The 13,822-nt window shown below is 43.7% G+C and carries 11 protein-coding genes; 1 reads left to right on the top strand and 10 read right to left on the bottom strand.

What is annotated here, in order from left to right:
- Positions 1-14: 14 nt before the first annotated feature.
- The 10 genes from miaA to NHH16_RS02910 are packed head-to-tail and all read right to left on the bottom strand — an operon-like array spanning position 15 to position 11,005.
- Entirely contained in the window at positions 15-950 is a 936-nt protein-coding gene (miaA, locus tag NHH16_RS02955) for a tRNA (adenosine(37)-N6)-dimethylallyltransferase MiaA (protein ID WP_262068107.1), read from the bottom strand.
- Positions 947-2,833: a DNA mismatch repair endonuclease MutL gene (gene mutL, locus NHH16_RS02950; protein ID WP_262068106.1), complete on the bottom strand. Its 1,887-nt coding sequence runs from the start codon at positions 2,831-2,833 to the stop codon at positions 947-949. Before mutL ends, miaA begins: the two co-directional genes overlap by 4 nt.
- A 1-nt stretch (position 2,834) precedes the next feature.
- Positions 2,835-5,483, bottom strand: a complete 2,649-nt coding sequence (gene mutS, locus NHH16_RS02945; RefSeq protein WP_330643435.1) for a DNA mismatch repair protein MutS — start codon at positions 5,481-5,483, stop codon at positions 2,835-2,837.
- A 1-nt stretch (position 5,484) separates the two neighbouring features.
- Positions 5,485-6,915, bottom strand: a complete 1,431-nt coding sequence (miaB, locus tag NHH16_RS02940; RefSeq protein WP_262068105.1) for a tRNA (N6-isopentenyl adenosine(37)-C2)-methylthiotransferase MiaB — start codon at positions 6,913-6,915, stop codon at positions 5,485-5,487.
- A complete protein-coding gene (locus tag NHH16_RS02935) occupies positions 6,912-7,106 on the bottom strand; it encodes a DUF4250 domain-containing protein (protein ID WP_262068104.1) in 195 nt (64 codons plus the stop codon). Before NHH16_RS02935 ends, miaB begins: the two co-directional genes overlap by 4 nt.
- Positions 7,087-7,647 carry a 5-formyltetrahydrofolate cyclo-ligase gene (locus tag NHH16_RS02930; RefSeq protein ID WP_262068103.1) on the bottom strand — a complete coding sequence of 187 codons (561 nt, stop codon included), beginning with the start codon at positions 7,645-7,647 and terminating at the stop codon, positions 7,087-7,089. Before NHH16_RS02930 ends, NHH16_RS02935 begins: the two co-directional genes overlap by 20 nt.
- Positions 7,610-7,846, bottom strand: coding sequence for a DUF896 domain-containing protein (locus tag NHH16_RS02925; protein WP_262068102.1), 237 nt, complete (start codon positions 7,844-7,846; stop codon positions 7,610-7,612). Before NHH16_RS02925 ends, NHH16_RS02930 begins: the two co-directional genes overlap by 38 nt.
- A gap of 17 nt (positions 7,847-7,863) precedes the next feature.
- Positions 7,864-9,519: a putative polysaccharide biosynthesis protein gene (locus tag NHH16_RS02920; RefSeq protein ID WP_262068101.1), complete on the bottom strand. Its 1,656-nt coding sequence runs from the start codon at positions 9,517-9,519 to the stop codon at positions 7,864-7,866.
- 11 nt (positions 9,520-9,530) lie between these two features.
- Positions 9,531-10,019: an rRNA maturation RNase YbeY gene (ybeY, locus tag NHH16_RS02915; protein WP_262068100.1), complete on the bottom strand. Its 489-nt coding sequence runs from the start codon at positions 10,017-10,019 to the stop codon at positions 9,531-9,533.
- A complete protein-coding gene (locus NHH16_RS02910; RefSeq protein ID WP_262068099.1) occupies positions 10,016-11,005 on the bottom strand; it encodes a PhoH family protein in 990 nt (329 codons plus the stop codon). Before NHH16_RS02910 ends, ybeY begins: the two co-directional genes overlap by 4 nt.
- A 322-nt stretch (positions 11,006-11,327) precedes the next feature.
- On the opposite strand from NHH16_RS02910, the gene NHH16_RS02905 reads away from it, so the two are divergent.
- Positions 11,328-13,820: a helix-turn-helix transcriptional regulator gene (locus NHH16_RS02905; RefSeq protein ID WP_262068098.1), complete on the top strand. Its 2,493-nt coding sequence runs from the start codon at positions 11,328-11,330 to the stop codon at positions 13,818-13,820.
- Positions 13,821-13,822 lie beyond the last annotated feature (2 nt).

Genomic DNA, 13,822 nt, shown 5'->3' with positions numbered 1-13,822 from the left:
TTCGTATAGATTATTCATGCTAAAATTTCCTTTGTCTTTTCTAGTATGGTGGCAAACTCCTGCCCATCCTTTTCTACCATAATCACCTCTTTTTCCCGGCGGAACCAAGTAAGCTGACGCTTAGCAAAGTGCCGCGTATCTCGCTTAATTAGGTACACTGCCTGAGAAAGAGGAATTTCACCATCTAAGTAGGCAAGAATTTCTTTGTACCCTAATCCTTGCATAGATACTTGTCCTTTGTGATAACCTTTGTCCCTTAAACCTTTTACTTCTTCGACTAGACCAGAGCTTAGCATCTGCTCTACCCGCTGGTCAATCCGTTCATACAGCACCTCTCGGGGCAGATTTAGGACAAAGTAGCGATAATTATAAGGGGATTCTTTTTGGCGTTCCCGGTCATTGTGCACCGATATTTTTTCGTGATTTAACTCCCAGTACTCTAGTGCCCGAATCACCTTTTTCACGTTGTTCGGATGAATGGTCGCGGCCGACTCAGGGTCTACCTCCTGGAGACGCCTATGTAGGGAGTCATTCCCTTCTTTGATAGCAAGGTTTTCTAACTCTTTACGAACCTCTCCCTTAGAAGCCTCTTCACCTTCTGGGGTAAAGTCGATATCGTATAAAAGGGCTTGGATATAAAAGCCTGTACCGCCAACAATAATTGGTACCTTGCCCTGGGCGTAAATCTCCGCTAAGGCTTCCGTTGCCATTTCTTTAAAGCGAGCCACGTTAAAGTCTTCACTGGGATCGAGAACGTCCACTAGGTAATGAGGAACGCCCCCCATCTGTGCCGCAGATATTTTGGCAGAGCCAATGTCCATCTGGCGGTAGACCTGCATGGAATCGGCGCTTATTATACTGCCACCGATGGCCTTTGCTAACGCAATCGATAATTCAGTTTTTCCAACAGCCGTAGGCCCTGAAAGCACTACTAATGGTTTTTTTCTCATACTATCCTTTTAAACTTCTTTTCTATTTCCCGCTTCGTCATGGCGATAATCGTCGGACGTCCGTGAGGACAATGATAAGGATTATCTAATTTCAACAATTCATCAATCAGTTCCCGCATCTCTTTCTCGTTAAGCTGCATATTGCCTTTAACTGCTGCTTTACAAGATATACTGGCAATCTTTTCATCAATCAGAGAAGTGGTTGTGCGTCTGTTAAATTCCTCAGAAAGCTCATCTAGCATTTCGAGTAAAAGGTCCTTTTTCCCAACGGAAAACAAATTGCCGGGAACGCCGCTCACTTTATAGCTATCCGGTCCAAAGGCTTCTATTTCAAAACCGATTTTAAGAAAACTATCTAGGTTTTCCTGAAGTAACTGAGCCTCCTTCATACTTAAGTTCAGTACAATTGGCGGCGAGATCATCTGGGTGGTATAGTCCCGATTTCTCATTTCTTTTAACGTTTTCTCATATAAAACTTTCTCATGAGCCGCGTGCTGATCGATAATATAAAGGCTTTCCTGATACTGAATTAACCAATACGTCTCAAAGAGCTGGCCGATAAACTGATAGGTGCTAGCTGCTTTTGGCTGAATAAACTTCTCTTGAAAAAGATTAAGCTGTTCGTTTACTTCCGGCTTTTCCCGGATGACTTCAGGCATCGACCAAGAAGGTGCTACCCCTTCCTCCCGTTCAGGAATTGGTGGTGCTACCTGTGTCTTCTCATGGTAGGCACTGACCCGGCGCTTCATCTCCTCCAAGTAATATTCAAGGTCACGCTCTTCTTTTGCTGGTGGCGCTTCTCTAGTAATCGTCGGTGCCGCATTCAGCACTGACTCACCGCTATTCTCGGCGGTGGTTTTAACTGGCAAAGGCGCTTCCACTTGGGGAATATGCTCTTCTATTTTGAGAGTTTGATGAACAGCCTCATAGACGTCTTCATACACCTGCTGAGTATTGGCAAAGCGGACTTCCATTTTCGTCGGATGCACGTTTACATCCACTAACTCCGGATCGCAACTTAACAGAAGACAGGCAAAGGGATAACGGTGCTGCATCGTGTACTCTTTATAAGCGTCTTCAATAGCCTTGCTAATCAAGTTGCTCTTAATATAACGACCACCTACAAAGAAGTTTTCAAAATTCCGGTTTCCCCTATTAATACTTGGATTCCCTACGTAACCAGTTACCTGCAAGTTCTTACCGGTAAAAGTGACCGCCCGAATATTACTAGCCACCTCCCTACCATAGAGGTGATAAATCACGTCCTTTAAATCACCACTTCCGGTGGTGTGGAGCTTTACTTGATTATTATTGATAAATTGAAAGGATATCTCCGGATGAGAAAGGGACAGCCTTGTCAACAAGTCGCTAATATGGGAGGCTTCGGTAATCGGCGTCTTTAAAAACTTACGTCTAGCAGGCGTATTGTAAAAGATTTGCTGAATCTCAAAGGTTGTTCCATTCGGTGCCCCTACTTGACTAAGTGATGCTTCACTGCCACCGTTTATTTCATATAAAGAGCCATAATCCCTATCATGGGTCTTTGTGGTTAAGCGAACCATGGAAATCGCAGCAATACTCGATAAGGCTTCCCCGCGAAAGCCGAGGGTCGCAATCGTCGTCAGATCTCCGGCATCGCTGATTTTACTAGTAGAATGGCGCAAAAAAGCTTTGCGGATATCCTCTTCGGCAATTCCCTCGCCATCATCGATGACCCGTATCGAACTGATGCCGCCATCGGTTATCTCTACGGTAATCGTCGTCGCCCCAGCATCAATGGCATTTTCTACCAACTCTTTAACGATGGATGCAGGACGCTCTACCACCTCACCGGCGGCAATTTTATCGATTGTTATTTGATCTAATACATTTATCTTTGCCATCTTACCACCTGTTTTTTAGCTTGTTTTGGAAACGATGGAGCATATTAAGAGCTTCTAGAGGCGTTAAGGACTCCGTATCTAGCTCTTCAATCTCCTTTAGGACATCATCATCGGTTACGGTATCAAAAAGGGACATCTGACTTAGATCCACCTCGTCGTAGAGGGGTTTCTTCGTCCGACTCTTTCTACCGGCATTTACCTCAATATCCTTAATTTTATTGGTTATGTCCGCCTGGTCTAGCTCGTTAACGATGACCTTGGCCCGTTCAATTACACTACTGGGTACCCCAGCCAGCTTCGCCACCTGAATACCGTAGCTTTTATCGGCACCGCCCTTCACTATTTTTCTCAGAAAGACGATATCGTCGCCTTTTTCCTTAACGGCGATACAGTAATTATTCACATTCTCGATTTTGCCCTCCAGTTCCGTTAACTCGTGGTAATGGGTGGCGAAGAGGGTCTTTGCTCCAAGGAGTTTGCTGTCGCTAATATGCTCCACCACCGCCCAAGCGATACTAAGACCATCAAAGGTACTGGTACCACGACCGATTTCATCTAAAATGAGAAGGCTCTTACTGGTGGCATTGCGTAAAATGCCAGCCACCTCGGTCATCTCAATCATAAACGTACTCTGCCCTGAGGCCAAGTCATCAGAAGCGCCGACTCGAGTAAAGATACGGTCTACCAAACCGATCTTGGCACTTTTTGCGGGAACGAAGGAACCGATTTGGGTCATCAGCACAATCAGAGCCGTTTGTCGCATATAGGTGGATTTACCCGCCATATTTGGACCGGTAATTACCGAAATCCGCTGCTTCTTATCGTTGAGATACGTGTCGTTGGGAATAAAGCTGCCTCCCGGGATCATTTTTTCCACTACCGGATGACGACCGTCCTTGATATCTAGTTCTCCGTTTTCATTAATCGTCGGACACACGTAATTATTCTTTTCGGCCACGTAAGCTAGGGAACAGAGAACATCCAGCGTAGCTACCGCCTTCGCGCTTTTTTGAATCCGCACAATATTATCGGCAATGGTCCGGCGAATTTCCTGAAATAACTCATATTCCAAAGCGTAGAGCTTATCTTCGGCCCCTAAAATCGTGTCTTCTAGCTCTTTTAGTTCAGGAGTGATATAGCGCTCAGCATTAGCAAGTGTCTGTTTTCTCGTGTAGTAATCCGGGACCTGTCCCTTATAGGAATTGGTTACTTCTAGGTAATAGCCAAACACCTTATTGTATTTTATCTTGAGGTTCTTAATTCCGCTCTTTTCTCGTTCCTCTTCTTCTAGTTTAGCTAACCATTCCTTGCCTTCACTTTTGGCTGCTCTTAAGCGGTCGACTTCCTCGTTATAACCTGTCCTGATAATCCCGCCCTCTTTCATGGCAAGAGGCGCTTCTTCCTGAATACCGTTTGCCAGTAAATCGTGAAGGTCTCTAAGATCATCTAGCTCGTCTTCTAGTTCTACTAATAACGGCGCCGAAAACTCTCCCAATAACCCTTTGATAAAAGGTAGCATGTAAAGAGAATTCTTAAAAGCCAGTAAATCCCGGGGATTGGCACTACCAAAGACTACCTTACCGATTAGCCGCTCAAGGTCATAAATAGGTCCTAGGTACTCTCGCAATTCTTCTCGGTTAATCATTTGGTTTTTTAGTTCTTTGACGCTTTCTAAGCGCTTCGTAATCAGTTCTTTAGAAAGGAGTGGCTCTTCGATGTATTTCCGTAAAAGCCGGGCACCCATAGCCGTTTTCGTCTTATCTAACACCCATAGAAGACTTCCTCTTTTTTGTTTTTCTCTTAGTGTTTCCACCAACTCAAGATTTCGCCTCGTGGCATTATCAAGAATCATATAGTTGCCTGTCGTATAGACCGAAATTCCGGTAATATGGGATAAATCCGTTTTCTGGGTCTCCTGGAGATAAGAAAGCAAGGCGCCAGAGGCGATTTTAGCACAGGCAAACTCTCCTAATCCCAAGCTATCCACAGTACTTACTTTGAACTTTTCAAGCAACACCTTTGTACAGATGCTTTCGCTAAAATACCAGGAATCTAAGGTAGAAACGCTAGCATCACAGCGATTTTCCAGCTCTTCCTGGGAAATACTACTCATATGTAAAGATTCGTTGCAAATCACTTCTGAAGGCGCGTATTTACAGATTTCATCCAAGGCCTTGTCGCTACTATCAAATTCCGTTGCAAAAAACTCACCTGTCGTTACGTCTGCTAAAGCCAGACCAAAACGATCCGTCAAGTAAACGATAGCACACAGATAATTGTTCTTCGTCTCATCAAGAGCCGCCGTATCTAAGTTGGTACCGGGAGTAACGATTCTGACCACTTCCCGCCTAACTAGACCTTTGGCTTCCTTGGGGTCTTCTACTTGCTCACCGATTGCCACCTTGTAGCCTTTGGCTACCAGACGACTTAAATAGCTATCCACCGCGTGATAAGGAACACCGCACATAGGGGCCCGCTCTTCTAGTCCGCAGCTCTTTCCTGTTAGGGTGATTTCCAGCTCTTTCGAAGCGGTAATCGCATCTTCAAAGAACATTTCATAAAAATCACCTAAACGGTAAAAAAGAATACAATCAGGGTATTCTTTTTTTGTTTCCATATATTGTTTCATCATGGGAGTTAATTCTGCCACTTTATTCTCCTTGTTCAAGTTTTTCACCGAGGTAATAGAACCCCTTACATTCGCTGAGTTTGACGGGAACAATCTGACCGATCAAATCCTCACTGCCAGGAAAATGCACCAGTAGATTGTTGCTTAAGCGTCCTGTTAGGTACTGAGGATCGTGCTGATTCACTTCTTCTACGAGAACATCCAGTACCTGCCCTGTAAAACGCTGTGTCCGCTCGTGAGCGATCTCCTGTACCTCTTTTAAGAGACGGTCAAACCGCTCTTTGGCGATATCTTCGGGAACTTGATCCGTCATCGTCGCCGCTGGTGTATTGCTTCTTTTCGAATACAAGAAAGTGAACGCGCTATCGTAGCGCACCTCTTTTACCACCGCTAACGTTTCTAAAAAGTCTTCTTCCGTTTCCCCAGGGAAGCCAACGATAATATCCGTGGTTAGGGATATATCCGGTATTTTCTCCCGAAGCTTCTTCACTAAGGTAAGATAACCCTCTTTCGTATAGATTCGATTCATCTTCTTCAAAACCCGACTACTACCCGCTTGGACCGGTAAGTGCAAATGATTGCAAATCTTTTCTTCTCTGGCCATTACCTCAATCAGTTCATCCGATAAATCCTTGGGGTGGGAAGTCATAAAGCGAATCCGCTGAATTCCAGGGATGGCAGCAATCTGCTCTAGTAGTTTGGCAAAGGTAATCTCTTCGGGGAGACCTCTCCCGTAGGAATTGACGTTTTGGCCTAGTAGCATGATTTCGACTACGCCTTCACTAGCTAATCTTTTGATTTCGCTAAGAATAGCCTCCGGACGCCTTGAGCGCTCCCGGCCGCGAACGTAAGGAACGATGCAATACGTGCAGAAATTATTACAGCCAAACATAATATTAACCCCTGACTTAAAGGGGTACTTGCGCTCTGTTGGCAAGTCTTCCACTATTTTATCCGTGTCTTCCCAGATATCGATAATCATATCTTTTGATTCAAAACGCATAACCAAAAGTTCCGCTAGCTTATAGACATTGTGGGTACCAAAAATCAAATCCACAAACCGGTAGCTATCCTTTAGCTTGTTTACCACTAACTCCTCTTGCATCATACAGCCGCACAGACCAATCATCATGTGGGGATTTTTCTTTTTAACTGGCTTTAGTCGTCCCAACCGACCATACACCCTGGTATTGGCGTTTTCTCTGACCGTACACGTATTAAAGATGACCAAATCAGCCATCTCTTCGCTACTTTCTTCATAACCGATTTCTTCTAAGACACCGAGAAGCTTCTCCGAGTCTTTAGAATTCATTTGACAACCGAAAGTTGTTATACAAGCCCTGGGCGTTCTCCCGAGCGCCTCCCCTAACTGACGGACGTAGGTTCTGGCCTTATCTATAAAATAATATTGTCGATCCGGTTCGTTAACCGGCACCATCTGTAATGTACTCATATAAATTGATTCCTCTTTTCATCATAAGTGTAATTGATGAGAGCTAACCTATCGACTAGCCCCTGCTTATCTAGGTTACGGTCCTCACAGAGGGCATCTAAGCTTGGATAAAAATCACGAAGATCGGTATTAATTACGCTTAAGAGCATCACCGGATCGCTGGGCAAAACTTTAGTTACACACACACTCATACATCTCCTTCTGGGTAAAAATTAAATCTAAGGGTACATCTCGTGCATCCGTTGGTACCCGTTCTATTCTTTGCAATTCATAGGCAAGGCCTATTTTGTTCATATTGTTATGGCTGGCAAAAAAGCGATCGTAATAACCGCCACCATATCCTAAGCGTCTTAGTTCTTTATCAAAGGCTAAAAGGGGCGTGATCACTAGACCTTCCTCTCCTTGATACGCTTCCCGCGAAAGAGGCTCACGGACGCCGAAATGCCCAAGTTCTACCTGGTCTAATGCCCGTAACCGATAAAAAACCATCTCCTGCTGACAGACTTTGGGAATATACACCTTCTTCCCTCTTCGTAAGCATTCGCTAATCAGCAAATCTGTACCCACTTCATCCGGTAAACTTAAGTAGCACAGAATGGTTTCACTCTTTATAAAGAACGGATGCTCGTATAGGCGCTTATGAATCTCCAGGTCCCATTGCTGGTGATCGGCAACGGGGACCTGGGCTCTCTTCTTAAGAGCAATTGTTCTTATCTGTTTCTTTGCTTCCATATTTTTCACCTAGGTCCGTAATGGAGCCATCCGCTTCCTCAATCGAAATATTATTAAGCTGAGAGCGCAGATTTGCTTTAAAGCTCTCGACGTACTCCTTGCGCAAAACCTTTTGTTCCTTGCGCTCTTCCTCGGTTAAACCAACATCTTTCGCTTTATGATAGAGCTCATTAATGCGAGCTACTTTTTTGTCATCCATAGTATTATCCTACTTTCCTAACGATACAAGTGTAATTTGCGACATATTTTTATCAACAGGTGTCCCTTTGGCATTCCCTTCATTTCAGACTCCTTGATTCCCCCAAGGAGAATCAAGACCACGAAATAAACGATTACGGCGACCATGCAGGTAATCAGCGTTGCCACTTTCCCTGGTAGGAAAAGCTCCAGGACAAGCTGAGAAAAGAAGGCGATAATACCCATTATCGCTGCTGAAATCCCGGGAATCACATACGTTCGCTTCTTTTCCTGAACGTAACCGATATAGCGGCGCACGTCCTTGGCATTTAGATAGCTTGCCGTCATCCCGTAGATAATACGGCTAATAATCACGCCATAGATGCCCAGCTTTAGCACCACCAACATAAAGAGTTGGGCTACCACATAGACAATCAAGGCGATAAAGGCATTCTTAACCGTTGCCCCCATCTCATCGATTCCCTGGAGAACGGCGTTAGAGACCATCATATAACCGAAGAACAGAATAGACAGTGCCCCTACTCGGAGCATATTGGCCGCTAAGGTATTATCCCCAGAAAAGAGCAAGTCGAGAATCGGCCGCGCCAGCACGAAAAGAGCCACGGCGCAAGGTATCATTACGATCATATTAAAGCGATACGTACTTTCAATTTTACCGAAGACCTCTTTCTTATTTCGAGTTTGCATAGATGCTACCAAACTGGGAATAAAAGAGGCCGCTAGAGCGGAACCGATGGAAATAGGCACAGCGATTAAGGTGGAATAGCGCCCACCAAAAACACCGTAAATATCGATATAGTCTTTCTTCGCCATTCCCTGGGCGGCCATTACGTTATTAAAAATCGTCCCATCTAGGAAGTCATTCATATTGGTGATGGTGGCACTAATCAAAATAGGGGTAATCGTTAGCAGTAATATCTTTAGAATATAGCGGGTATCCTCGCTTTTTTTCGTTCCATCCCGCTTCATTTTTCGCTTAAAATACTTCTTATACGCCACAAATACCAGGAGCATAAAAAGTAAGGCGACGAAGGCTCCTAGGACCGTACCGATGGTACCGCCGGCAGCGCTGTAAGCTGCGCCATAAGAAGTACCTTCAGCGGTTTTTCCTAATTTCTTCCCAATGTTAAAGAGCACGTAAGCTCCGGCGATACTGGCGATAGCGTTAACAATTTGCTCAATAATCTGGGATACGGCCGTTGGTACCATCGAGCCAATCCCCTGAAAAAAACCACGAAGCGTTCCCAGCACAGACACCACAAAAATACAGGGCGCTAAGACGCGAATCGCATATACGGAAAGGTCTGATTTCATAACCACCGAAGCCAAAGTATTTGCAAACAAAAAAAGAAGGATGGAAACTGCCCCGCCAACACCTACGGCTAAAGACATAGCACCCCTGAATACTTTGTATGCGTTTTTATACTGTCCTTTGGCAATTCTTGCCGATACCAGCTTCGAAACAGCCAGTGGTAAGCTATAAGAGGTTAGCGTCCAGAAAACAATATAGATGCTAAAGGCCATGGAATAATAGCCGTTTCCTTCTTTTCCTAAGATATTATTAAGAGGTACCCGGTACACGAGACCAATGATTTTGGTGATAATCCCCGCTACCGCGAGAATCGATCCCTGTACCAGGAAATCATTACTTTTATTTTGCTTATTGCCTGCCATAGTTTACTCCATTAACGTCTAATTTCCAGAAAGTCGAGAATCTCTTTTTGCTTCTCTTCCATCACTTTCCGTTCCCCTTCTTCTAAATGGTCATATCCTAGTAAGTGTAACACAGAATGGATAATTAGAAAAGCGTATTCTCGCATCGACTCATGCCCATACTCGGCGGCTTGAGAGAGCACTTTTTCCTTGGAAATTACAATATCGCCTAGTAGCAATTCCCCCGATTCAGGATTGAAGGACAGATGCTCTTCGGCGGTAAAATCGAGAGGCACTGCAAAATCATTCATAGGAAAGGACAAGACATCCGTCGCCTTGTCGATTTCCCTAAATTCTTTATTTAAGCTCTTTATCTGCTCGTTATTCGTCAGCAGTAAATTAACCTCACACTCAAAAGGAACGCTTAAGTAGTCTAGCGCTCCTTCTATTACCGCGAAAGCGGTCTCTTCCCCATCTAATCCTAACGATATCTCGCTTTCATCTTCATAAAATAAGGTCATCGTCTTCTTCCTCTCGCTCTCTCTTTACCCTTTGTTTGCTTTGCCTCATAATTCTCGTAAGCTTTGACAATTCGCTGTACCAGCGGATGTCTCACTACATCCTTAGAAGTTAATGTGCAAATTCCAATATCATCGATTCGCTCCACTACCTTAATGGCTGTATCCAGTCCTGATAGCTGTCCTTTTGGCAAATCCTTCTGGGTCAAATCGCCAGTCACAACTACTTTCGAACCAAAGCCGATTCGCGTTAAAAACATCTTCATTTGCGCCGGTGTAGTATTCTGAGCTTCATCGAGAATAATAAAGGCGTTGTCAAGAGTCCGTCCCCGCATATAAGCTAAAGGCGCTACCTCAATTAAGCCTTTTTCCGAATTGCGGATAAAGCTTTCTGCTCCCATAATCTGATACAAAGCGTCATATAAGGGACGCAAATAGGGATCAATCTTACTCTGTAAATCTCCAGGCAAGAACCCCAGCTTTTCACCGGCTTCGATTGCCGGCCGGGTCAGGATAATTCGACCTACTTCATCTTTTTTAAAGGCGTTTATCGCCATGGCCATCGCAAGATACGTCTTTCCTGTACCAGCTGGTCCCACTCCAAAGGTAATCATATTCTTTTTGATGGAATCGATGTATTTCTTTTGTCCTAAGGTTTTCGGTTTGATCGGTTTTCCTTGTAAGGTGTGGTTTACCACCTCACTATCGATATCCACAAGACTCTCATTACTTCCTTCCATTACGAGAGATAGAGCGTAATCAACATTTTGCTCGCTGATAATATTGCCCTTTTCCGATAGCGCTACTAGTTGCTCTAGAACCTTTTTGGCGCTGATTGCGTGATTTTCTTCACCCATTATTTTAACGATACCATCCCGCATAATCAAAGTAACCCGCAAGGTCCGTTCAATCTTTTTAGCGAAGACATCGAACTCCCCAAAGACATTGCTTTCGTGTTGAGCGGGAATCGTGGTGGTTATATCTGTCATGAAACATCCTTCTTTCGTAAATTCGTTACTACTATTCTACTTAAAATTTGCTGATAATACAAGAAAAAAGACTCTTTCGCTATCAAGGAAAGAGTCTTTTTTCTCATATGGTCTACTAATCTTATTTGGGGATAAGTGTAGGTGTGACATACCAATGTTCACATGGACCATAAGACAGTTTTACTGTCTGAAGTCATTATATTAGCTTCTCCTAAGTTAAGAAGTGCCCCTTTGTCACTTTTTACTTAATTTATCACTACCCGTTTGGGTAGTTTTTTGCAAAAGCTCTATGGTAGTATGGGATTATAAAGGAAGTGATTTAATGAATTATAAGATAAAAAGACCGAAGCTAGACGAGCTTTTAGAAAAGTCTTTATCTACCCCGCTAACCACGGTAGTGGCCGCTCCCGGTTACGGAAAGACCACTGCAGTTACCAGCTTTGCTGAAAGCGTAGACATTCCCGTTCTCTGGATAACCCTATCTGAACTGGACAATGACCGCGAATACTTTTGGAAAAGCTTTATTCACGCTGTTACCGTTTCCGATGAGACGTACGCCAGGCATTTTGAAGGCCAGTCCTTTCCTACAGACACGGAGAATTTCTTAACTATCTATTTAAACCTATTAGAGCAAAGAGATACCCTGATCCAGGATGTATTAATCGTTTATGATAACTTTGAACTCCTAGAAAACCCTGATATTATGTCTTATATTGGGAAAAACCTAACGCTTACCAACCTACGTTTGCATCATATTCTTATTAGCAATGAGAAGATGGATAAGGTCAAGAACCCTTTTTACATGCAATACTTAACCCCAGGAGACTATAACCGCATTACCGAGGCTGACTTGATTTTCAACGTCGATGACGCCGAAAAACTCCTCTCCCTCTACAACTTAGAAGGTGGTGAATATAGCGCTACGGAACTGGTGGAGCGCTCGGATGGTTGGCCAATTTTTATCTCCCATTACTGTGAATGCGGAAATATTAATAAGACTTACTTAGTCTTATACGAGCTTTTTGAAAACCACTTTTTTAGTAACTACCCGCTTTCTATGCAAATGGCCCTAATAAAAATCTCCATCCTTAGCGACTTTGATTTAAACTTAGCAAACGAGGTCCTTCGGAGCGAAGGAGACGAAACCTTAACAAGTCTTACCAGAAATATCTTTATCTACTATAATTTCGATTTAGAAACCTTCCATATGCAGAAGGTTTATCGTCATTTTTTGCAAAACAAAATTATTATTTTCGACGAAGAAGAACGGCGGCGTATCTGGAACCTAGCCGCTGACTACGCTCTTCGAAACGATAACCCTGATGGCGCTATCGAATACTACATGTTGGCGAAAAACTTCGAAAACTTATTGGAGTGCCTTTCTGAGGCTCGAGACACTCTCCACTGTGTCTCTAAATCTGCCAATATTCAGGCTTTCTTTAGCGAAACGCCTTCGGGACTAAAAAAGAATAATCCGCGAATCGACTTTTATATTGCCTACACCTACGTAAGCTGTAGTCAAGTAAACTTTGCCAAACTTAAATTTGAGGAGCTTTTAGACGAAGAATTGTTAAAGAAAGTGCCCAATCACAAGTTGATTGCGGAAATCCACCGCTCTCTTGCCGATATCAGTCTTATCAAAAATAACCTAGAGGGCATGGAGCACATTCAGAAAGCCGCTGCGATTGTCGAGCGTGAATTGCCAGTCTTTACCCAATCTCCTAGTATGGTGGATGAAAACCACCTCTTCTTTTTGCCTGATGGTGATGAACATACTCCGAAAGACATGATTGCCTATATAGACCAATATATGTGTTATCGAAATATCGTTTGTAAAAATAGCGATTTTGGTTACGAACACCTCTTTGAAGCAGAAGCCTTTTACTATAGCGGCAAGTTTCGCGAAAGCAAGGTGGCGGCCAAGTTGGCAATTTCTAAGTCCCTGTTAATAAAGCAGTATAATATCGCCATGCAAGCACACTACCTGCTCTCTCTAATCGCTTTATCGGAACGGGATTACGCTACTATGTTCCAAGAGGCAGAACAGATTAACAATTACTTTACCCACGATGAAGCCTCGCCTTATCGCCAACTTAGAGACATTTTAAATGCCTCCTTTTACCTAGAGGTAGACGACTCCCAGCGGATTGAGTCCTGGATAAAGGAAAATAACTTTGATGCCTACGAAGAACATCCGCTAAAGAAAGGACGTAATTATTTAGTCGGAGCCATCTATAATCTCCATATTGGCGATTATTCAAGAGCCCATACAATGCTCTTTCAAATGGAACCCCTTTTCGAGCAGAAAGGACTCTGGGTTTTACGGGTCTACTACTACTTGATTAAAAGCATTTTTTTCGCAAATGAAAAACAACGAGAAAAATCCGTATCCTATTTCGCCAAATTGTACCAGATGATTTATAAGTACAATCTCTATATGCCCGTTGTGGAACTAGGCGCCCTAGCGCTACCAGCCATCAGTATGGCTAGGCTCCCGAATCCCTATGACTTTAACTACGAGTGGTTAAAGGATTTAGAGTCGAAAACCAGAGCCGGGGCAGAAAACCGCAAAGGCTTACAGGCGGCCTACAAAAACGACCAAAAGAAGCTACAGCACAATGTGTCTAATTTAACCAAGCGAGAACGCAACGTTCTCTCCCTGCTCTCCCAGGGCTATACCCGTAATGAGATCGCTGAAGCCATGGGAATTTCCATTAACGGCGTAAAGAAATTCATCAACTCTATCTACAACAAGCTAGGTGCCAAAAACCGCGCCGATGCCATTTACATCGCCACCCAAAACCACATCATCTAAAA

It is taken from the genome of Ohessyouella blattaphilus (genome assembly GCF_024721265.1).
GTDB lineage: Bacteria > Bacillota > Clostridia > Lachnospirales > Lachnospiraceae > Aequitasia > Aequitasia blattaphilus_A.
This window is presented reverse-complemented; position numbering and strand designations above follow the sequence as displayed.